This window comes from Aerococcus sp. HMSC23C02 (assembly GCF_001806805.1).
Lineage (GTDB): Bacteria > Bacillota > Bacilli > Lactobacillales > Aerococcaceae > Aerococcus > Aerococcus sanguinicola.
On the sequence record NZ_KV786043.1, the window covers coordinates 172,700 to 191,491 of the forward strand.

Annotated in this window: 23 protein-coding genes and 1 pseudogene; 12 read left to right on the forward strand and 12 right to left on the reverse strand. The window is 45.0% G+C overall.

The features are described 5' to 3' along the window. Window positions 1–29: 29 nt before the first annotated feature. The 10 genes and pseudogenes from HMPREF3090_RS02185 to comGA all read right to left on the reverse strand — a co-directional run bounded on the left by HMPREF3090_RS02185 (window position 30) and on the right by comGA (window position 5,964). A complete protein-coding gene (locus HMPREF3090_RS02185; protein WP_067975929.1) occupies window positions 30–1,043 on the reverse strand; it encodes a V-type ATPase subunit in 1,014 nt (337 codons plus the stop codon). Continuing rightward, entirely contained in the window at window positions 1,043–1,366 is a 324-nt protein-coding gene (locus HMPREF3090_RS02190) for a hypothetical protein (RefSeq protein WP_067975933.1), read from the reverse strand. Before HMPREF3090_RS02190 ends, HMPREF3090_RS02185 begins: the two co-directional genes overlap by 1 nt. Before the next feature lie 315 nt (window positions 1,367–1,681). Then, window positions 1,682–2,476, reverse strand: coding sequence for a hypothetical protein (locus HMPREF3090_RS02200; protein WP_070485820.1), 795 nt, complete (start codon window positions 2,474–2,476; stop codon window positions 1,682–1,684). Continuing rightward, window positions 2,457–2,960: a competence type IV pilus minor pilin ComGF gene (gene comGF / locus HMPREF3090_RS02205; RefSeq protein WP_083272350.1), complete on the reverse strand. Its 504-nt coding sequence runs from the start codon at window positions 2,958–2,960 to the stop codon at window positions 2,457–2,459. The genes HMPREF3090_RS02200 and comGF overlap by 20 nt, the downstream gene beginning before the upstream one ends. After that, window positions 2,914–3,213 carry a hypothetical protein gene (locus tag HMPREF3090_RS02210; RefSeq protein ID WP_067975947.1) on the reverse strand — a complete coding sequence of 100 codons (300 nt, stop codon included), beginning with the start codon at window positions 3,211–3,213 and terminating at the stop codon, window positions 2,914–2,916. The genes comGF and HMPREF3090_RS02210 overlap by 47 nt, the downstream gene beginning before the upstream one ends. Then, window positions 3,191–3,625: a prepilin-type N-terminal cleavage/methylation domain-containing protein gene (locus HMPREF3090_RS02215; RefSeq protein WP_067975950.1), complete on the reverse strand. Its 435-nt coding sequence runs from the start codon at window positions 3,623–3,625 to the stop codon at window positions 3,191–3,193. The genes HMPREF3090_RS02210 and HMPREF3090_RS02215 overlap by 23 nt, the downstream gene beginning before the upstream one ends. Then, a complete protein-coding gene (comGC, locus tag HMPREF3090_RS02220; protein ID WP_067975954.1) occupies window positions 3,609–3,917 on the reverse strand; it encodes a competence type IV pilus major pilin ComGC in 309 nt (102 codons plus the stop codon). Before comGC ends, HMPREF3090_RS02215 begins: the two co-directional genes overlap by 17 nt. Beyond that, window positions 3,914–4,561 (reverse strand): type II secretion system F family protein, encoded by a 648-nt coding sequence (locus HMPREF3090_RS09515; protein WP_246818687.1) that lies wholly within the window; start codon window positions 4,559–4,561, stop codon window positions 3,914–3,916. Before HMPREF3090_RS09515 ends, comGC begins: the two co-directional genes overlap by 4 nt. Before the next feature lie 43 nt (window positions 4,562–4,604). Continuing rightward, window positions 4,605–4,997 (reverse strand): annotated as a pseudogene (locus HMPREF3090_RS10050) (type II secretion system F family protein); the annotation flags it as partial. Next, entirely contained in the window at window positions 4,903–5,964 is a 1,062-nt protein-coding gene (comGA, locus tag HMPREF3090_RS02230; RefSeq protein WP_067975960.1) for a competence type IV pilus ATPase ComGA, read from the reverse strand. The pseudogene HMPREF3090_RS10050 and the gene comGA, both read right to left, overlap by 95 nt. A 160-nt stretch (window positions 5,965–6,124) precedes the next feature. Here comGA and HMPREF3090_RS02235 point away from each other — a divergent pair, with 160 nt between their 5' ends. The 12 genes from HMPREF3090_RS02235 to hflX all read left to right on the forward strand — a co-directional run bounded on the left by HMPREF3090_RS02235 (window position 6,125) and on the right by hflX (window position 17,007). Then, window positions 6,125–7,204: a M24 family metallopeptidase gene (locus tag HMPREF3090_RS02235; protein ID WP_067975963.1), complete on the forward strand. Its 1,080-nt coding sequence runs from the start codon at window positions 6,125–6,127 to the stop codon at window positions 7,202–7,204. A gap of 86 nt (window positions 7,205–7,290) precedes the next feature. Continuing rightward, complete coding sequence (gene efp / locus HMPREF3090_RS02240; RefSeq protein WP_067975967.1) at window positions 7,291–7,848, forward strand: elongation factor P; 558 nt, start codon at window positions 7,291–7,293, stop codon at window positions 7,846–7,848. Window positions 7,849–7,881: 33 nt separating this feature from the next. Beyond that, window positions 7,882–8,241 carry an Asp23/Gls24 family envelope stress response protein gene (locus HMPREF3090_RS02245; RefSeq protein WP_067975972.1) on the forward strand — a complete coding sequence of 120 codons (360 nt, stop codon included), beginning with the start codon at window positions 7,882–7,884 and terminating at the stop codon, window positions 8,239–8,241. A gap of 34 nt (window positions 8,242–8,275) precedes the next feature. Then, the gene (gene nusB / locus HMPREF3090_RS02250; RefSeq protein ID WP_067975975.1) at window positions 8,276–8,824 is read left to right on the forward strand and encodes a transcription antitermination factor NusB; all 549 of its coding nucleotides are present in this window, start codon (window positions 8,276–8,278) and stop codon (window positions 8,822–8,824) included. A 75-nt stretch (window positions 8,825–8,899) separates the two neighbouring features. Then, the gene (locus HMPREF3090_RS02255; RefSeq protein ID WP_070485822.1) at window positions 8,900–9,745 is read left to right on the forward strand and encodes a bifunctional 5,10-methylenetetrahydrofolate dehydrogenase/5,10-methenyltetrahydrofolate cyclohydrolase; all 846 of its coding nucleotides are present in this window, start codon (window positions 8,900–8,902) and stop codon (window positions 9,743–9,745) included. Continuing rightward, window positions 9,745–11,121 carry an exodeoxyribonuclease VII large subunit gene (gene xseA, locus HMPREF3090_RS02260; RefSeq protein ID WP_067975981.1) on the forward strand — a complete coding sequence of 459 codons (1,377 nt, stop codon included), beginning with the start codon at window positions 9,745–9,747 and terminating at the stop codon, window positions 11,119–11,121. Before HMPREF3090_RS02255 ends, xseA begins: the two co-directional genes overlap by 1 nt. Window position 11,122: 1 nt before the next feature. Continuing rightward, window positions 11,123–11,353 (forward strand): exodeoxyribonuclease VII small subunit, encoded by a 231-nt coding sequence (locus HMPREF3090_RS02265; protein ID WP_067975983.1) that lies wholly within the window; start codon window positions 11,123–11,125, stop codon window positions 11,351–11,353. A gap of 7 nt (window positions 11,354–11,360) precedes the next feature. Then, window positions 11,361–12,233, forward strand: coding sequence for a polyprenyl synthetase family protein (locus HMPREF3090_RS02270; RefSeq protein ID WP_067975986.1), 873 nt, complete (start codon window positions 11,361–11,363; stop codon window positions 12,231–12,233). 21 nt (window positions 12,234–12,254) lie between these two features. Then, window positions 12,255–13,073, forward strand: a complete 819-nt coding sequence (locus HMPREF3090_RS02275) for a TlyA family RNA methyltransferase (protein ID WP_067975989.1) — start codon at window positions 12,255–12,257, stop codon at window positions 13,071–13,073. 32 nt (window positions 13,074–13,105) lie between these two features. Beyond that, a complete protein-coding gene (gene recN, locus HMPREF3090_RS02280) occupies window positions 13,106–14,821 on the forward strand; it encodes a DNA repair protein RecN (protein ID WP_070485824.1) in 1,716 nt (571 codons plus the stop codon). Continuing rightward, window positions 14,818–15,762 (forward strand): tRNA (adenosine(37)-N6)-dimethylallyltransferase MiaA, encoded by a 945-nt coding sequence (miaA, locus tag HMPREF3090_RS02285; protein WP_067975996.1) that lies wholly within the window; start codon window positions 14,818–14,820, stop codon window positions 15,760–15,762. Before recN ends, miaA begins: the two co-directional genes overlap by 4 nt. A gap of 24 nt (window positions 15,763–15,786) precedes the next feature. Continuing rightward, window positions 15,787–17,007 carry a GTPase HflX gene (hflX, locus tag HMPREF3090_RS02290; protein WP_067976003.1) on the forward strand — a complete coding sequence of 407 codons (1,221 nt, stop codon included), beginning with the start codon at window positions 15,787–15,789 and terminating at the stop codon, window positions 17,005–17,007. A 34-nt stretch (window positions 17,008–17,041) separates the two neighbouring features. Here hflX and HMPREF3090_RS02295 read toward each other — a convergent pair whose 3' ends face one another. Beyond that, on the reverse strand, window positions 17,042–17,734 hold the full coding sequence (locus HMPREF3090_RS02295; protein WP_067976006.1) for a 5'-methylthioadenosine/adenosylhomocysteine nucleosidase: 693 nt from the start codon (window positions 17,732–17,734) through the stop codon (window positions 17,042–17,044). Next, complete coding sequence (locus HMPREF3090_RS02300; protein ID WP_067976011.1) at window positions 17,735–18,571, reverse strand: MetQ/NlpA family ABC transporter substrate-binding protein; 837 nt, start codon at window positions 18,569–18,571, stop codon at window positions 17,735–17,737. Window positions 18,572–18,792 lie beyond the last annotated feature (221 nt).

Sequence of the window (18,792 nt, forward strand, 5' to 3'; positions counted from 1 at the left end):
CTGTGTGATCATCTATTCAGACTCCTTTCTTATGCAGTTAGATGAGCATAGCTGATTTTTTCAAGCTCTTGAATGAGTAGGCGAGCTTCTGTCTCCTTATCTTCTAAATATTCGAAGATAGTGAGCATGGAGTGGGGCAGGGCCCGGACATAACGCTGAAATAATTGGTCCACAAGTTTATGTTGGGCTAGCAGTGGGAAATATGCTTGCGTAAAGTCTAGAGTTTGACCGTAGCCTAAGTCATCAACGATGGCTTGGAAGCTTGATACATCATTAGTCAGGAGTAATTGGTCAAGAACGGGGTCTGTCAAGCGGTGGTAGGTCTTAAAAAGAGCTGGACGGATTTCTGTTTCATCATAGTGAAAAAGAAATTTTAAACGGTAAACGATACAAATATTCATCAAATCGTAGCTCGTTCCATTCAGTTTTTTAAAGTAAGTTAATTCCTTTGCTTTTAACACCCGGCGTGCCTTGCGGTCGACATATAAGGCGATATATTGGTCGAGGGCCGACTCTAATTCATAATGATTGTAGGAATCCACCTGGTTATTGAGCGCAAAATTTTCAAAAAATGGCGCATAGATAGTATCCCTAAAGCTATGGATGACATCATGGATAGAGTGAGCAACCAGCAATTCCGCCGTATGAAAGCGGCGGTTTTTATCCAGGTAGTCCGTAAAGGGATTAAGGCTTAAATTTAGCTGGTGCAGGTTATCCATTTGGTGCATGACTTCTTTAATAAAGGAAACTTCATAGCGTACCCCAAAGAGTTGCAGGGCTTGTCTTTGCTTGATACTTGCGAAACGGTAAAGTTTGATGAAATCAAGCTGGACACCATGCATAATAACGGCTTCGAGCTCATCACGAGGGATTTGTCTTGGCAATTGTTCCGGCATCACTTGCCGGTAATTACTTTGGCTAGAAAGAAAGCGATAAAATTCATCGATGGTATTGGCTGTCAAGTCTTCCTGGATAAAGCTAGGACTCAAGAGTTTGGCACGCATGGCACGAATTTTGCTTTCAATAGCAGTGTAATCATTCATTACGGCTTCACCCCTAATTTTTTCACTTTTTCCATGAAATCATTAACATATGTCGATTGCTTTTGTTCAACCAAGTTCTTTATGGTATCGACTTGCTGGTTGAAATGCTGGGTCAAGCTGGCCTTTTCCTCATCCCGACGTTTTAAGAATTTTTGCCGGTAATGATCGAGTTCTGCTTGGTAAGCTTGGGCTTTTTCTTCCCGGTACTTGGCTTTGCGTTCATCATAAGATTGACGCAATTGGAATTTTTCTTCCTGTACCTTAGCTTCACTGTTCTCAGCCTTTTTTTCAATCGCGACAAGTCGTTCAATGACCTGATTCACTTGCTTTCGCCTCCCTTTCTATTTGAAATTAATATTCTTTTCAGAACATGAGTATATTATAGGTAATTCAAGATATGATAGCTGTGTAAAAAGGTCACAAAGATGCAAAAGGAATCAATAAATCTCCTAGGGCCTGGATTTTTGCACGAACTGATTGTCGGTATAAAAAAGAGGCCGGAACAAAAAAGCTCCAGCCTTTTTAATATCGAACGTTTTCAAGAATCCCTTGCAAAAGTCAGGAATAATGCACTTTCTTTGCTCATGTCTTGGTTCACTAGAATCCTATGGCCAGGATAGCTGTGATATCAAAGGCAGTCAGTAGGTGAATTGATAGCTCTCACCATTGTTATCGAGAATGACTTGGCAATACCAGATGTCTTCTTCTAGTTTGAGTTTTACCTCACCTAAGTTAAATCGATAATATTTAGGCGCTTTACTTTGCTCATTTAAGTGATTGAGCTCTTGTCTTTTATCTGCCTTAGCTGACTGAGCTTCTTTTAGCTCCTTTTTGAGCCGATAACTTTCTTTTTGACTGACCAAGCGTTCCTGGTCCCAGTGCTCTTTTAGAGCCTGGACTTCCATTTGCTCATGTTCAATTTGCTGGGCTAAGTCTTCATAGTTGGCTAGCCACTCTGATGCTTCTGCATGGGCTACAGGAGAAGAGCTGTCCTCCTCGTCAACTATGTCTCTATCATAGGCTATCGCGTCGAAATTAGCAAATTTCATCTCCAATTCGTGCAATTCTTCAAGCAAGCCCTCAATAGTTGCTTCTTTTTCTCGCAGGCCATGCTTAAATTTAGCCTCTTTTTCTTTCTGCTTTTTTTCCAGCTTTTTTAAATTTTGACTTAATTCTTTCTCTTTGGAAAGCTCTTCTTCTAAACTTTTGCTAACTGATTGACTTTGATCGCGTTGTTCAGTCCTAGTTTCGTCCTCTAAAGCCAGGGCAAGTAGGGCTAGACTTTCAGCCTTTAAAGCTCCCTCCATAGTAATTACATTCTCTACTTGGGCTTGGTAAAGTTGAAGATTCAATTGGTAAAGCAAGAGGATGGTAAAAAAACAAGAGAGACTGGTCAAAAAGATCGAAGCTCGCTTAGGGGAGGTTTGTTTCATTGCGGTCACCTCCCTTAAAGAACAAGCGACTTTGGTAAGTTTTACCATTTTTAAAGCTCAGCTTAATGTGAATACTTTGAGGTCCAATCTGTTGACAGCTAAAGTCTTCGACCTCCATTAGCTGGGGTTGGTGGCCTTGGCGGTCGATCCGCAAGCGAATCATTTGGCTTTCTGCATTTTGGTAATATTCATAGCGGTAATCGCGCCCGTCTGCTAAGCGGAAGACAAAGGCTCGGGGCTGACAGGACACGAGCTCTCCTCGATAGCTTTGCCTCTGTAGTTTAATGAGGAAGAAAGCCCAGTCGTCTGCATAGCTTGCTTGAAGGGTCTTAAAATAGGTGAATTCATGATTTATAATAGTTGAAAAGCCATGGAGCAGGAGGGAAAAACAAAAGAGACTCAAGCATGCTTCTAAGAGGGTGAAGGCTTGGTCCGATCTAGAAAGTTTCTTCGGCCAATAGTTGGATATAGATGGTTTCTTCATCCCCAAACTCCTCTCCTAACTTGTAGCCCTCTGTTTTTAATTGCTTGAGCCAGGTCGGATCTTGACTCAAGCTTTGGAGGGACTGGAAATGCAGCTCTGCCTGGTCTAGCCTGGCTTGGGCAGCGTTAAGCTGGTCGATTTGAAGCTGCGTAGCGGTGACTAAGTAATGGATCAAAAGACTGAGTAGGAAGAGGGAGGCCGCTGCTTCTACCAGCAAGTAGCCGCGCTTCCTAGTCATATTCTCGAATAACATACTGACTACCTCCCATCTGAATTGTGACGCGGATATGTCCTTCAGGATGTTTGAAGTAGAGACTGCTTGGAGGAAGTTGTGTCTGGTAACCATTAAGGATAAGGTAGCTTGGCCGGTTTAACTTAAGCCCATCGTCCAGTTGAAAACTTTTAATCGGCTGGCTTTGGGTCGAATCCTGGTAGAAGTTAACCTGCTGGCTTATAGCAACCATAAAAAAGCGCTCACCATTTAGATAGGCCCGCTTATAGCAGCGGTCGTAATAAGCCATCACGCTTTGGATTTGATTTCTGGCATGGAATTCTAAACTAATCAAGCGAAAGCCCTTCCAAGTTGCCAGGCTAATGGCGGCAACCACTAGCAGGGTCAGGGCCATTTCTAATAGGGTGAAGCCTGGCCTAGCGCTGGATTTCATTGAGACGGTCAGCCTGGTCTTGGCTGAGGTAGCCAGTTTCTACTAGTTCTTGGATGCTATTAGCTTCTCGCCCTTCATTGGTAAGAAAGAGGGAGGCTTGGGTTTCATAGGTGGTCAGTAGGGCTTCATCTCCCTGCGAGCGGATATTATCTCTTTGTTGGGCAATATTTGGAATAACCAGTAGTAAAAGAACAGCGATAACGAAGAGAACAATGATCATTTCTAAAAGCGTGAAGCCTCGTCGGTCACTGCTTTTGAGTTTTTTTAGATACTTTTTAATGGTGTGTCTCATGCGTTTAAACCTCCTAGTAAATTGAGCATGGGTAACATTAGACTGAGATAAACGAGCAGGATGAGGAGGGCGACAAAGATAAAGAGGGCATTTTTAGCAATCTGGATGGCCTGCTGGCTCTTTGTAAAAAAGTCCTTAAGGCAGCGCTGGCTATAGAGGCGCATTTTGACTGCTAATTGATTCAGGTACTCGCCTTGAAGGACTATGGCAGGGAATTCTTGGGTGAAGATACCTGCTTGACTTAAAATATCATCGGTCGCCCGACCTTCTTCCAAACGCTTGGCCATAAAATAACCAAAACTGTTTAAGAAATCCGATTCATTCTGCTCTTGAAAACTCTGGATAATCTCCTGGATGGGAAAGCCCAGAGCAAATAGCTGGCTAAATTCATAAGCAAAAAAATAGGTATAATAGAGACGGAAGTAATGACCGATAAAGGGCAGGGCAACATAAATTTGAGCGCGTTTGAGCGCTGTTAATTTTTTTAGAAAATAATAAGTAACTAAGCCGACGAGGCCGGTGATAAGGCTGCTGTAGACCAGGATGAGAGGTAGGTTCTCTAGGAAATAGCGGAGAAAAATGACTAAGGAAGACTCTTCGCCTGAACCCATCTCCTGGATCTGGGGGAGGAGAAAGGACCGCATGACAAAAAGCATACCTAGGATGAGGAATACTAAGAAAAAAAGGGTAGGTTAAGGTTTGACGGATCTGCTTGGTATTGGCTTCTCGTAATTTCAGATAGTTTGCGACTTCCATCAACTTATCAGCAAAAGCACCGTGGGCTTCTGCGATCTTAATTTGAAAGCGTTGGTTGCCTTGGAGTTTAAGGTGCTGGCAGGCTTCAGAGAAGCTCTTGCCCAAGAGGATATCATTTTCCATGGCTTGGAAAGTTGTAGCCTGCTTGGGGTAGACAATGCTTAGGAAGGGGAGGGTATCCTGTAAGGAGAAACCTTCCTTCAGCATCTCTGAAATGTAGCTGAGCACACTAGCTTGGAGCTGACTGGTCCAGCTGCTGGTAATTTCGTAATGGATAATTTTCTTCCAGGTAATATTCTTGGAAGGTTCTTTGACTGATGACATCTTGTTCGCGGGCCTCCTTTAATTTTTGGTTCAGAGTGGTCATGCTTGGAGGAACTTGTCCGTGAACAACGACCGAAGCAATCGTTTGTCCAGCCATCCATTCGATTAAACAGATGCGGTCATGCTGACTAGGATGGGGCTTCTGACAGGGTACCAAGCGCTGGGAAGAGATAATGAGCAGGGTTTGGATGAGTTGCTCATTCGTGATGCCGAGCTCCTTTAGCCGACCAATAACGCCCACACAGTCCTTAGCATGGATCGTCGCCAGAACCAGGTGGCCAGTCAGGGCCGCGCGGATGGTCATGCGAGCCGTCTGGGCGTCACGAATTTCGCCAATGAGTAAGATATCGGGATGGTGGCGTAGACTTGCTTTGATGAGCTGGTCATAGTCCACCCCAGCTGCTCGATTGATCTGTGTCTGGAGGAAACGGTCGTCCTTAATTTCAACAGGGTCTTCCATGGTAATAACCGACCGCCGTTTCTTTTCATAGTTTTCCCTCAGTAATTCATACATGGTAGTCGTTTTTCCTGAACTGACTGGACCAGAGAAGATGATCAGGCCGCTTTGTTTTTGCATAGCGCTCGAGAGGGCGCGATAGCTGGAGGGATCCAAGTCTTCGAGGAAGGGCTTGTGGTCTTTTTGGGAGTAGAGCAAGCGGATAACCAAGGACTCTTCCAGGCGGTAATTAGCAATACTAGAGAGCCTTAATTCGATCGGGTCTTCACCCTCTTGGTAAACGAAGCTGCCGTCTTGGGGTATGCGACGCTCGCCGGTATCCATATTGCTGCGGTACTTTAAGAAACGGATGAGTCGGAGTCCTATTTCATCCGTTAAAGTCATGATTTCTTCAATGCCCGTAGCGGTTCGCAAGAGCACTTGATAGTGATCGCTCTGAGGGAAGATTTGAATATCTTCTGACTGAACCTGTCGGGCGCGTGCAATCACCTCTTCAAATAAATTTTCCATAAGAAACTCCTTTCATTTTTATCGGTCATAGATATATAAACGCCTCAGATCAAAAATTCACTAAGTCATATTAAAAAAGTAAAAGAACGATTCATTTTTTGAAGTGGATTTATCTATGTTATAATAAATTCATAGATGTTTTAGAGAAGAAGGTGTCTTAATGAAGAGACGAATTAAAAAATTACAGGACTTACTTAAAGAAGAAGATATCAAGGCCTTCTATGTCAGCAATCCTTATAATATCCGCTATCTCAGTGGTTTCACGGGGACCTCAGCTAAAGTCCTTGTGACCCAGGAGAAAGCTTATCTTATTACTGATTTTCGCTACCGTGAGCAAGCGGAAAGCCAGTGCCCTGATCTTGAAGTCGTGATTGCCGGGGGTTCAGCGAGTCAGGATTCACCCCTGGCCTTTATCAAACGCACGCTCAATGCTATTTCTTGTGACCACTTGGCCTTTGAAGATGAGGACGTTTCAGTTGCAAGCTATATGGCCCTCGATGAAGCTTTAGAAATTGATCTAGTGCCATTTTCGGGTGCGATTGAAGTGCTCAGACAATTCAAGGACGAAGAAGAAATCGCTCTAATTGAAAAGGCTTGTGAGATTGCCGTTCAGACTTATGACTTCATGCTCAATGAAGTGAAGGTCGGTATGACAGAAATTGAACTTGCTAATGCTATCGACTTCCACATGCGAAGTTTAGGTGCTTCTGGCGTTTCCTTCGATACCATTGTGGCGTCAGGCTTACGGTCAGCTATGCCACACGGTGTAGCGAGTCAGAAAAAAATTGAGCAAGGTGACTTGATTACAGTAGACTATGGCTGCTACTACCAAGGTTACTGTTCCGATATGACGCGGACCTTTGCCTTGGGGGATCCAGGCGCCAAATTAAAAGAAATCTATCCCATTGTCCAAGAAGCCAACCGCCGGGTCAGCCAAGCTGCCCGACCAGGAATCAGCGGCCAGGCTTTGGATGCTGTCGCCAGAGACTATATCAGTCAAGCTGGCTACGGCGACGCTTTTGGCCATTCGCTAGGCCACAGCATTGGCTTAGAAATCCATGAAGCTCCCAATGCCAGCCCATCTTACGATGAAGCCCTTCAAGTGGGCCAACTGATTACCAATGAACCGGGGATTTATCTAGAAGGCATTGGTGGGGTCCGCATTGAAGATGACCTAGTCATTACTGAAGAAGGTAACCGCATCTTAACCCCAGCTAGCCGCGAATTAATTATTCTCTAAATTAAAATAAAATAAGGATATTTGTTCGCTAGTTGGCTTTTATATGATAAGATTAGTTATAACGTATTTGAATTGGAGGACGAGTTATGATTACAACAAATGATTTTAAAAACGGCTTAACCATTAAAGATGGCGATACACTCTACCGCATCGTGGATTTTCAACACGTTAAGCCAGGTAAGGGGAGTGCCTTTGTTCGCTCTAAATTAAAAAATCTACGGACAGGTGCGCTTCTCGATAAGACTTGGCGCGCTGGCGAAAAAGTAGAAACTGCTCATATTGACAATGATGCCATGCAATATCTTTATGCTTCTGGGGATATGCATGTTTTCATGGATAATCAAACTTTTGAACAAATTGAAATTCCAAGCGAACAGATTGAAGAAGAACTGAAGTACTTATTAGAAAATATGGAAGTTCAAGTAACCTCTTATGAAGGTGAAATCTTAGGGGTTAGCCTGCCAACAACAGTAGAATTAGAAGTTAAACAAACAGAACCCGGTATCAAGGGGGATACAGCCTCAGGTGGTAGCAAGCCAGCTACTATGGAAACAGGTTTGGTGGTTAATGTCCCATTTTTCGTTAACGAGGGAGACCATCTGATCATCAACACCAATGACGGAGAATATGTATCACGCGCTTAAGCTTGTAAAATAGAGAGTGGGGGGAATGTGAACATGGCAGAACGAACGGGAATGCTAACAGCTGAAGACCAGGCTTGTCTCGGTTCTTTCAACATTGCACCAAAAGTTATCGAAGATATTGCAAGCCAGGCTTGTAGAGATTTTGAAGAAGTAAACTTGCTTTCTTCTTGGCGTGCCAATTTTAATGACTGGATGAACCGTGACCAAGCGGTAATCCTCTATCAGAATGAGGACCATGAGATCTTTTTGGAAATTGCACTTTCCTTAAAGTATGGTGTCAATGTGCCAGAAACCATGACCCGCTTGCAACAACACGTGTTCGAAGAAGTTTATTTTATGACAGATGTACAACTTGACGCTATCAATATTAAAGTGACTGAACTTAATATTTAGGATAGGGTCTGAAGCTTAAAGGATGAATAAAGGAATGAAATTAGGCACTTCACAAATTAGAGAAATTGCTCTCCTAGTTCTCTACCAGCAAGCATTAAATCCGGAACTGGCTCCAGAAGCATGTATGACTTATGTTCTAGAAAACTTAGACCAGTTGAAGCAGGTCGTTAAGTATGAGGAAGTCGATGAAGAGGGATTAGAAGCGCTCAAAGATAAAGAACAATTTTTCGAAAAACAGCAACAAAGCCCTAGCAAAGGCAATGATTTTACGGCAATTGATTTTGAAGAGGGGGAAGAACTTCCTCCCTATCTCTTACAATTAGTTTCTGGTGTTCTGGCCAACCAAGAAGCCATTGATGCGAGGTTGGACCAGTCTATCTCAGGTAAATGGTCAGTCAAACGTTTGGAAAAAATTAATTTAGCTATCTTACGTCTAGCTCTATATGAAATGTTCTACGTTGCAGAAGACCGGGTTCCTAAGGTAGTAGCGGTTAATGAGGCGATTGAACTCGCCAAACGCTATTCGGACGACCGGTCGCGACGCTTTATTAATGGTGTTTTGTCAAATACAATGGAAAAATAAAAATGACCTTGAGGATTAATTCAATCACTGGGATGTCCCAGACTGCTTAAAAATATAAGAAATGAGGAACAGAAAATGATTGAAATTTATTCTAAAGATTATGTGAAAGAGCAAAAGGAAAAAATGGCTGAACGTGTTGAGGCCCTAAAGGCAAAAGGTATTCATCCCTCGATGACAACTTTCTTAGTCCAAGGACGCAGCGCTAATGCCCAATACGCTAAAGTAAAAGGCCGCTTTGCGGAAACTGTTGGCGTGGACTACCACTTAGTTGAACTAGACGCTGAAACCACTACGGAAGATCTTATTAAGGCAATTGAAGAGAAAAACCAAGATCCTAATACCCATGGGATTATGGTTGAAATGCCTCTGCCTGAACATATCGACGAGTCTCAAATTCGTGTGGCCCTAGATCCTAATAAGGATGTAGACGCTCTCCATCCTATCCATTTAGGTAACTTACTCCACCAGCGTCCTTCAACTATCCCCAATACTCCTTTGGCTGCGATGAAAATGCTCGAACTAGCAGATACTGAATTCAAAGGTAAAGACTGCGTGGTGATTGGTAACAGTACGGTTGTTGGCCGTCCATTGGCTGAACTCTTAGAGCAAAAAGAAGCAACGGTTACCCTCTGCCATATCTTCACCAATGATACGGCTAAATTTACGCGTGAAGCTGACATTGTCTGTTCCGCAACGGGCGTGCCCCATCTTGTGACTGAAGATATGATTAAAGAAGGGGCGACTGTCGTTGATATTGGGACAACCTATACCGAAGATGGCAAACTCTTAGGTGATGTGGATTATGAAAATGTTGCCCCTAAGACACGGGCGATAACCCCAGTTCCAGGTGGTGTAGGCCCTGTTACCCAAGTGATGCTTTTTGATCAAATGATTACGCGATTAGAAAAAGAGGCAAATTAATGACGCAAGGTAAATACTTGACAGTGAGCCAGCTCACCCAGTATATCAAAGCTAAATTTACCCGAGATCCTTACTTAGAGACAGTCTATCTCACGGGTGAAATTTCTGGTTACCGGTCGCGGGGCAAGGCAAACAATCAGTATTTCAGCATAAAAGATGATAATGCGCTGATTTCGGCTGTGATTTTTCGCGGCCGATTTCAGCGTATTCCTTTTGACCTTGAAGAAGGGATGAAAGTTCTAGTTAAAGGAAGGGTGGGGCTCTATGAAAAGCAAGGCTCCTATCAACTTTATGTTGAAGACATCCAACCTGATGGGATTGGGTCTTTTTATATCGCCTACCAACAGCTCAAAGACAAATTAAGTAAGGAAGGTCTTTTTAATTTTGAACGCAAGGCGCTTCCTCCCTATCCTAAAAAAATTGCCGTAGTCACCTCACCCACGGGCTCTGTGGTTCGCGATATTATAACGACTGTCCGTCGGCGCTATCCCATTGTTGAAATTGTGGTCTATCCCACAGTAGTTCAGGGCGACCGGGCCAAGGACAGTATCGTTAACAATCTCAAACGTGCGGACCAGACTGGGGCCTATGATGTGATTATTGTCGGACGGGGCGGCGGCTCGATTGAAGACTTGTGGTGTTTCAATGAAGAAGAAGTCGCACGGACGATTGTTGCCTGTAAGACCCCCGTTATCTCTTCGGTCGGCCACGAAACGGACTACAGCTTAGCCGATGAAGCGGCCGACCGGCGCGCACCGACGCCGACTGCTGCCGCCGAACTAGCAACGCCGGTTCTCTTAGCAGATTTGGTCTTTCGGATCCAAGAACTTAGAAAACGTCTCTATACTGTCCAGGGCCAGCGTTTGAAGTATTACAGGCAGCGACTAGCTAGTAGCCAGCAGTCCTATATTTTTACCCAGCCACAGAAACTTTACGATGGCTATCGGATGAAACTGATCGGCTTGGAAGGCGACTTGCAAGCTAACTTGCAGCAAAAATTAAAGAGCCAGCAGGACCAGGTACGCCGTCTAAAAGACTTGCTAGCTAAATATAACCCACGCTATCAGCTCTTACAGTCCAAGCACCTCTATCAACAGACGAGTCAGAAGCTTGCCCAGGCCTTTGCCGACCAAGTGAAAAAGAAGGACCAAGATTTGCACCGACTTGTTACCCAATTGGACTTGTTGTCCCCTCTCAAACGTCTGTCAGGAGGCTATGCCTATCTGAGTAAGGATGGCCAGCATGTTAACAGCGTGCAGGACCTCCAAGCTGGCGATCATTTAGAAGTTCAACTACTCGATGGTCAAGTTTTCGCTCAGGTTGACCGGATTGAAGAGGCTTCCTTATGGGATAAAGAAGATAAAAAGGAGAATTAGAATGGCAATTGACTTAGAAAATTTGACATTTGAACAAGCCATGGCAAAATTAGAAGAAATTGTTGCTAAATTACAGAACGGGGATATTCCCCTAGCTGACTCCATGACTTATTTCCAGGACGGAATGGCCCTAAGCAAGTACTGTAATGACAGCTTGCAAGAGGCTGAGGAGACCATGGTTAAATTGATGAACGAGAATGATGAACTCGAAGACTTTGATAAGCAAGGGTAGGGATAAGATGAATTTACAAGACTTTAGGCGGTCTTATGCAGCTGCCTTTGAAGAGGCCCTGTTAGAAGAATTTCCTGAACAAGACGCCACTAGCATCCACCCCAGTATCCGTTATAGTTTAACAAATGGTGGTAAGAGACTCCGTCCCTTCTTTATTTTGGCTCTTGTCCAGGCTTTCGGTGGAGACCCTAAGTCAGCCTTTAGCCTGGCCAAGGCGATCGAATATATCCATTGCTATTCACTGATCCACGACGATTTACCTGCCATGGATGATGATGATTATCGCCGGGGAAAACCAAGTAACCACAAAGCTTTCGATGAAGCAACGGCTATTCTAGCTGGCGATGCCCTGCAGGCTAAGGCTTTTGAAGTGATCAGTCAGGATACTGATCTAGCAGCTGAAAGTCGGGTCAGCTTACTCGCCCAATTAGCCAAAGCTGCTGGGGACCAGGGAATGGTGGCTGGCCAGATGAAGGATATCATTTATGAAGGGCAAAAAGTTAGCTTGGCTCAATTGAAAGCTTTATACGACCAAAAAACCGGGGCCTTGATTCGCTTTAGTCTCCAGGCCCCCCTTGGACTGGTCCAAGTCAGTGACCAAACCAAGCTTGAAATGGCTAGTTTTGCTCAAGCCTATGCCCTTGCCTTCCAGATCCAAAATGACCTCCAAGAAGTCTTGTGGACAGATGAAGAACGAGGAAAACACACCCATTCTGACCAGGAGCTGGAAAAGAATACTTATCCAGCGCTCCTGGGCCTAGAAGCTGCCCAAGAGGCCTTGAGGGGAGAAATCAAACGCTGTGAAGAAATACTAAGTCGCTTAGAAGAAGTCATGGATACTACTTTGATCCGCGATTTTCTCGATTATTTGAAAGTTTAAGCATGAGGAGATAGGAGAAAGATGGGCAAAGAACGCGTAGATGTCCTTGTTGTCCGCCAAGGTCTCGCCAATTCCAGGGAGAAGGCCAAACGCTACATCATGGCAGGACAAATCTATAATGAAAAGCATGAACGCCTGGATAAAGCCGGGGAGAAAATTCCGGATACTTCTATATTGGAATTAAAGGGGGAGGATATGCCCTATGTTTCTCGGGGCGGCTTGAAATTAGTTAAGGCTCGGGATAGTTTTGATATCGACTTTAAGGATTTGATTCTCTTAGATATTGGGTCATCAACGGGTGGATTTACTGATGTTGCCTTGCAATCAGGAGCTAAGCAGTCTTATGCCCTAGATGTCGGCACCAACCAGTTGGATTGGAAGCTGCGCTCGGATGACCGGGTAATTGTTATGGAACAGACAAATTTTAGACATGCCAAAGTGGAAGATTTCAAAGCTGGCCAGCCAGATATTGCTAGCATTGATGTCTCCTTTATTTCCCTTAGTTTGATTCTCCCACCCCTTGTTCCGATCCTAAAAGCAGGGGGGCAAGTGGTTGCCTTAATTAAGCCGCAATTTGAAGCAGGGCGTGACCAGGTGGGCAAGAAGGGGATTGTAAGAGATCCTAAGGTCCACCTGGAAGTTTTGGACCGGACCTTTAAGATGGCTCAGGACCTGGGTTACGATATCCTCAACTTAACCTATTCCCCAATCACGGGCGGATCAGGTAATATTGAATTTTTGGCCTTATTGGAGAATCAGCGGCGTGACCAGGGGCAGAATTTACTGACTACTTCTCCAGAAGAAGTAGTTAAAGCTGCCCATGACCAATTTCATGCTTAGTGATGACTTGAAGAGAAGAAGGGATTGACACCATGTTACAGCATCTCACCATTCGTAACTTCGCTATTATTGAAGAACTAGAAATTGATTTTGAAGATGGGATGACCGTCCTAACGGGAGAGACCGGGGCCGGTAAGTCAATTATCATTGATGCGGTCGGGCTTTTGATTGGAGGCCGGGGGGCTTCTGATTTTATCCGTTACCATTGTGACTCTTTCTTCTTGTCGGGTATTTTCTTTATGCCAGAGCTCGCAGAGGATGGCCGGCGCTTACTTGAAGATTTAAAGATTCCCTTTGAGGATTCTCAACTGTTGATCAGTCGGGAGATGCACCGGTCAGGGAAGAATGTCATCCGCGTCAATGGAGTGATCTTGACCGTAGCCTTGTTAAAGAAAATCGGCAGCTACTTGGTAGATATCCACGGCCAAAATGAACACCAAAGTTTAATGGATGCCAGTCGCCATATTGAATTTTTGGATTATTTTGCCGGTAAAAAAATCCAAGGCAATCTAGAAGACTTCCAGAAAGAATACGAGCACTATCAAAGTTTAAAAGATGAACTGGACCAACTTTCCTTAAATGAACAGGAACTGGCCCAACGCGTGGACTTGCTCCGCTTTCAAATTTCGGAAATCGATGCTAGTCAATTAACAGTTGATGAAGACCAAGTCCTTGAAGAGGAACGGGAAGAACTACAGAACTACCAAAAGATTGCGGAAGTCCTGCAGTTCGTGACAGCTGGTCTCTCTTACGAAGAAGTGAATGTCATCGACCACTTGGGGCAAATGTCTGGTGAATTAGCCCGTTTGGCGGGAATGAACCAGCAATTTGACCAGTTTATTGAACAAATGGATGCCGCTTATTATGGCCTCCAAGACCTGTCTTCGGATATCCACCATTACATGGAGGATATGGTCTATGACCAGGACCGACTCAACCAGATTGAAGAGCGGCTCAATGCTATTCAAAAATTAAAACGCAAGTACGGACAGAGTATTGAAGAGATCCTGGCCTATGCTGATCAAGCACGGGAAGAATTGGAACGGCTGGACCACCAAGAGAGCCACCAGGAAGACCTTGAAAGCAAGCTCCAGACGTCCAAAGACCGTTTGCTCGACTTGGGTCACCAGCTGCATGAAGATAGGAGTCAAACGGCCAAAGACTTGGAACAAGTCATCATGGACCAGATGAAGGAACTCTATATGGCTAAGGCTAAGTTCAAAGTGCAGATCGACCTATCTAACCGTTTCTACAAAAATGGGATGGACCGGGTGGAATTCTACATTGCTACTAATCCGGGCGAACCCTTTAAGGCTTTAACTAAAGTGGCTTCTGGCGGAGAACTTTCACGCTTGATGTTGGCGATGAAAGCCGTCTTCCAAGAGGCTAAAGGGGTGACTTCCATCGTCTTTGATGAGGTCGATACAGGTGTTAGCGGCCGTGTTGCCCAAGCCATAGCAGAGAAAATGTATCAAATTTCATTAGGTGCTCAAGTACTTTGTATCAGCCACTTGGCCCAAGTCGCTGCCATGGCAGACCAGCAGCTCTACATCCACAAGTCTGAGAAGGATGGACGGACTATGACCCAAGTTAAAGATCTGAACCGAGAAGAGCGGGTTGAAGAATTAGCTCGTATCTTAGCCGGCGAACAGATTACAGAAAGTTCGCGCTTAGCTGCAGAAGACCAGCTGGACCAAGCAGCGAAGGACCGCCAAGCCATGCACCAAGCTTATGAGGAGGTTTTATGACTAAAGAGAAGCTTATTGTCATCTGTGGCCCCACCGGTGTCGGAAAAACCGCATTAAGTTTAGACCTTGCGCAAAAATTTTCCGGCGAGGTAGTTAATGGCGATTCCATGCAGGTTTACCGCCACCTAGATATCGGTACCGCTAAAATCAGTCCAGAAGAACGCGGGTCCATTCCCCACCATCTCTTTGATCTACGGGAAGTTCACGAAAGCTATAGTGTGGCCGACTTTAAGCGGGATGCCACAGAAGTCATCACGAAGATCCATGAAAGGGGGCACTTGCCACTCTTAGTGGGCGGAACGGGTCTCTACCTTGAGGCCTTGCTTTATGATTTTGACTTAGGGTCGGAAGTTGCTGAGCACCCGGCCTTTCGTGAAGCTATGGCAGGCTACGCTGACCAGTATGGGGCCCTAGCTCTCCATCAAAAATTGCAAACTGTTGACCCCAAAGCAGCGGAAGCCATCCATCCCAATAACCAACGCCGGGTGATTCGAGCGCTTGAAGTGTGCCAGTTTTCGTCAGGGAAATTTTCTGACCAGAAGCAGTCCCGACACCAGGACAGTCCTTATGACTTATTAATTATTGCTCTAGTTCGGGACCGGCAGAAGCTCTATGAACAGATCAACCAGCGGGTGCTTGAAATGGTAGACCAAGGTCTCCTCGAAGAGGCCAAGTGGCTTTACCAGCAAGACTTACCGCCTGATGCCCAGTCGATGAAGGCTATTGCCTATAAAGAACTCTTTCCCTACCTGAGCGGTCAAGAAAGCCTCGAGGCAGGCATCCAGCGCCTGCAAAAAAATACTCGCCACTATGCCAAAAGACAATTAACTTGGATCCGCCACCGCTTGCCTGCTGCTCAGACCTATGACCTTGTGGATGATCCCCAAGCAACCGACTACCAGCGTCTAGTAGAAGAAGTTAAGCGCTTCCTTAAAACTTAGTCACTAGTTGAGAAAGGAGTCTCTATGCAAGAAGTTATTGCTGTATTATTAGAAGATAAGTCAGAAACTGACCAGGATTTCCAGATGCGTCTAGAAGAGTGCCAAGAATTGATTAAGACGGCTGGAGGTAAGCTCGTTGCGACGCTAACCCAGAGCCGAGACCATCCTGATCCCAGAACGTATATTGGCCAAGGAAAGTTAGCTGAATTAAAATCCTTAGCAGAAACCCTGTCTGCTGACCTGATTATTTTTTATGATGCATTGAGCCCTTCACAAGTTCGTAATATTGAGGCAGCCCTGGATTGGCCAGTGATTGACCGTGTTCAGCTCATTTTGGATATCTTTACCTTGCGGGCCCATTCTAAAGAGGCTAAGCTCCAAGTGGCGCTCGTCCAAAATGAGTACCTGCTTCCTCGCTTAGCCGGTCAAGGACTGGCCCTCTCACGTTTAGCCGGTGGTATCGGCACTAGGGGACCGGGTGAAAGCCAGCTCGAACGCAACCGGCGGACTCTCCGTGATGATATCAGCCGAATCAAGAAACAATTGAAAGAAGCAGAGAAACACCGGGAAATTAGCCGGGACCGGCGAACATCATCCAGCCGTTTTAAGATTGGTCTTGTCGGCTACACCAACGCTGGCAAATCAACCATTCTCAATGGTCTCACCCAGGCCGATACTTACGAAGAAGACCAGCTTTTCGCTACGTTGACCCCCTTAACCCGGAGCTTTAGCTTAGAGAATGGCTTTCAAATGACCTTAACTGATACAGTTGGTTTCATCCAAGACCTGCCACCCATGGTTATCGATGCCTTCCATTCCACCTTGGAAGAGAGCCGGGATGTGGACCTCTTATTGATCGTGATCGATGCTTCGTCAACTTATGCCAAAGCCCAAGAAAAAACGGTCTGCCAGCTCTTAGATGACCTAGATATGCTCAAAATTCCTCATCTCTTTGTTTACAATAAGATGGACCAGGTAGAAACCGCGGACTTCGTATCCCCATCTTCACCTTATGTCGCGATCTCCGCCCGTTCGCCACAAGGTATTAAAAAGTTAGAAGAGGGGATTATTACCCAGATTCAATCTATTTATGATTATTTTGAAATCGACCTGCCTAGCCAGGAAGCTTCGCAATTTCTCGGTCAGGCAGACAGCTTATACATTGAATCCTTTATTTTTGATGAGGAAAAGAATACTTACTTGGTCAAAGGCTATAAGCGACCGCAAAGTAAAATAAGCCATTAAAAAAGCTAGCTTTTAAACTAGCTTTTTTTAATGCTTATTTTAAGGCGTCGATTAAGTCAAAAAAGACTTGGGCTGCATTTTTGGCGACTTGATCTTTATGGTTTTGGTAGAGTCGGGCGGGATCTTCCGGACTATCGGAATGGTCGCTGATGGTTTTCAGCGAGAGGAAGGGTAGGTCATAAGTATAAGCGACTTGGGCAATAGCAGTTGCCTCCATATCCACAACTTGGCCAGTGGGGAAGTGGTCTTTTACCCAAGCGATGCGTTTGGGGTCTGCCATGAAGGCATCCGAACTTAGGAGTAAACCTGTTTCTAGACCTTGGTCCTGGATAAATTGATCAGCAAAGGCCTTGATTTTTTGGTGGAGGGGGTAGGATACGGGCATGCGGGGAACCCGTCCTAAGGGGCTGCCAAAAGCTGTATCATCAGCATCATGGTAGCAAAAGTCATTGGGAATAAAGACCTGGCCGATGCCTAAGTGGTCTTTGAGCGCCCCAACGACACCAAAATTAAGGAGTAGATCGGGTTGGAAGCGTTCGATAGCCAAAGTTGCCCCCATGGCAGCATTGGCTTTCCCAATACCGGACTCAATCACGTAGACTTGCTGGTCTGCAATCTGGCCTTTTTGGACCGTTACCTGTTGGAAGTGGTCTACTGTTTCTAGCTCTAGGGCCTGGCGAATTGGCTTGACTTCTTCTTCCATGGCGATAATAATAGCAATTTTCATTTATTGGGCTCCCTCTAAGCTTTCCTTAATAACTACCTTGGACCCTTGGAACTTATCTTCAATAAATTGAACATTTTCGGGGGCGTGGTAGACTTCAGCTAATTTTTTTAATTTGTCATCATTTGCATGCTCTTTTTGACTTACGATGACATTGTAGTTTTCCTTAGAAGAATGGGCAGGATCTTCTTTGAAAAGAGCGTCTGTTTGGACCCGAAGGCCGCCTTCCATAGCAAAGGTATTACCGATTGGTGCAATGTCAACATCTTCTAGGACCCGTACACCTAGCGTGTCATCGACTTCAATAAATTCTAAATTTTTAGGGTTATCCTGGATATCTCTCAGGCTGACTAGTCCATCGCTCTCCTTGAGCTTGATCAGTTGAGCATTGGCTAAAAGTTTAAGTGCGCGGGATTGCTGGGAAGGATTATTAGCAATCGCAACAGTCGCGCCATCCTGAAGCTCATCGAGGGAATCGATGCGCTTGGAGTAGATGCCCATTGGCTCGATGTAAGTAGTTGCGACGGGAGCTAGGCTATTGCCGTGGTCAGCGTTCCAAGTCTCTAGGAAGTCTAGGGTTTGGAAGGCATTGGCATCGACTTCGCCCTTGGCTGTATAGTCATTGAGTTGGGCATTGGACGTAATGTCTTTAACTTCTATTTCAAGCCCCGCATCTTTAGCGGCTTGGGACTGGGCCACATGCTTCCAGATATCCAAGTCAGAGCCAAAAGTCGCCACACTGACGGTGTTACTTTGCTCAGCTTCTTCCTTAGCTGAATTGTTTTGGCAGGCCGTTAAGACCAAGAGTGTTAGACATAGTAGACTAATTAATTTCTTCATAGTAAAAAACTCCTTTATGCCATCATAAGCTAAAATGATAGCTGGGGAAAGATTGAATTCGGGCTAAGTAGATATCAAAAAGCGACCAAGGCTGATCAAAGGCTTTTAAAAGTTCACGACTTTTAGCTAAACTAATCTAGAAGAATCGTGAACCTTTAAAAGAAAGAGAGTGAGACAAAAGTCGATTAGGCCTGAACCACTGGAACGAACTATGGGAAATC

Coding starts and splice junctions, on each gene's coding strand:
- HMPREF3090_RS02185 (WP_067975929.1), bottom strand. CDS start 1,043: ATGAATGATTACACTGCTATTGAAAGCAAAATTCGTGCCATGCGTGCC.
- HMPREF3090_RS02200 (WP_070485820.1), bottom strand. CDS start 2,476: ATGAAACAAACCTCCCCTAAGCGAGCTTCGATCTTTTTGACCAGTCTC.
- comGF (WP_083272350.1), bottom strand. CDS start 2,960: ATGAAGAAACCATCTATATCCAACTATTGGCCGAAGAAACTTTCTAGA.
- HMPREF3090_RS02210 (WP_067975947.1), bottom strand. CDS start 3,213: ATGTTATTCGAGAATATGACTAGGAAGCGCGGCTACTTGCTGGTAGAA.
- HMPREF3090_RS02215 (WP_067975950.1), bottom strand. CDS start 3,625: ATGAAATCCAGCGCTAGGCCAGGCTTCACCCTATTAGAAATGGCCCTG.
- comGC (WP_067975954.1), bottom strand. CDS start 3,917: ATGAGACACACCATTAAAAAGTATCTAAAAAAACTCAAAAGCAGTGAC.
- HMPREF3090_RS09515 (WP_246818687.1), bottom strand. CDS start 4,561: ATGCGGTCCTTTCTCCTCCCCCAGATCCAGGAGATGGGTTCAGGCGAA.
- comGA (WP_067975960.1), bottom strand. CDS start 5,964: ATGGAAAATTTATTTGAAGAGGTGATTGCACGCGCCCGACAGGTTCAG.
- HMPREF3090_RS02235 (WP_067975963.1), top strand. CDS start 6,125: ATGAAGAGACGAATTAAAAAATTACAGGACTTACTTAAAGAAGAAGAT.
- efp (WP_067975967.1), top strand. CDS start 7,291: ATGATTACAACAAATGATTTTAAAAACGGCTTAACCATTAAAGATGGC.
- HMPREF3090_RS02245 (WP_067975972.1), top strand. CDS start 7,882: ATGGCAGAACGAACGGGAATGCTAACAGCTGAAGACCAGGCTTGTCTC.
- nusB (WP_067975975.1), top strand. CDS start 8,276: ATGAAATTAGGCACTTCACAAATTAGAGAAATTGCTCTCCTAGTTCTC.
- HMPREF3090_RS02255 (WP_070485822.1), top strand. CDS start 8,900: ATGATTGAAATTTATTCTAAAGATTATGTGAAAGAGCAAAAGGAAAAA.
- xseA (WP_067975981.1), top strand. CDS start 9,745: ATGACGCAAGGTAAATACTTGACAGTGAGCCAGCTCACCCAGTATATC.
- HMPREF3090_RS02265 (WP_067975983.1), top strand. CDS start 11,123: ATGGCAATTGACTTAGAAAATTTGACATTTGAACAAGCCATGGCAAAA.
- HMPREF3090_RS02270 (WP_067975986.1), top strand. CDS start 11,361: ATGAATTTACAAGACTTTAGGCGGTCTTATGCAGCTGCCTTTGAAGAG.
- HMPREF3090_RS02275 (WP_067975989.1), top strand. CDS start 12,255: ATGGGCAAAGAACGCGTAGATGTCCTTGTTGTCCGCCAAGGTCTCGCC.
- recN (WP_070485824.1), top strand. CDS start 13,106: ATGTTACAGCATCTCACCATTCGTAACTTCGCTATTATTGAAGAACTA.
- miaA (WP_067975996.1), top strand. CDS start 14,818: ATGACTAAAGAGAAGCTTATTGTCATCTGTGGCCCCACCGGTGTCGGA.
- hflX (WP_067976003.1), top strand. CDS start 15,787: ATGCAAGAAGTTATTGCTGTATTATTAGAAGATAAGTCAGAAACTGAC.
- HMPREF3090_RS02295 (WP_067976006.1), bottom strand. CDS start 17,734: ATGAAAATTGCTATTATTATCGCCATGGAAGAAGAAGTCAAGCCAATT.
- HMPREF3090_RS02300 (WP_067976011.1), bottom strand. CDS start 18,571: ATGAAGAAATTAATTAGTCTACTATGTCTAACACTCTTGGTCTTAACG.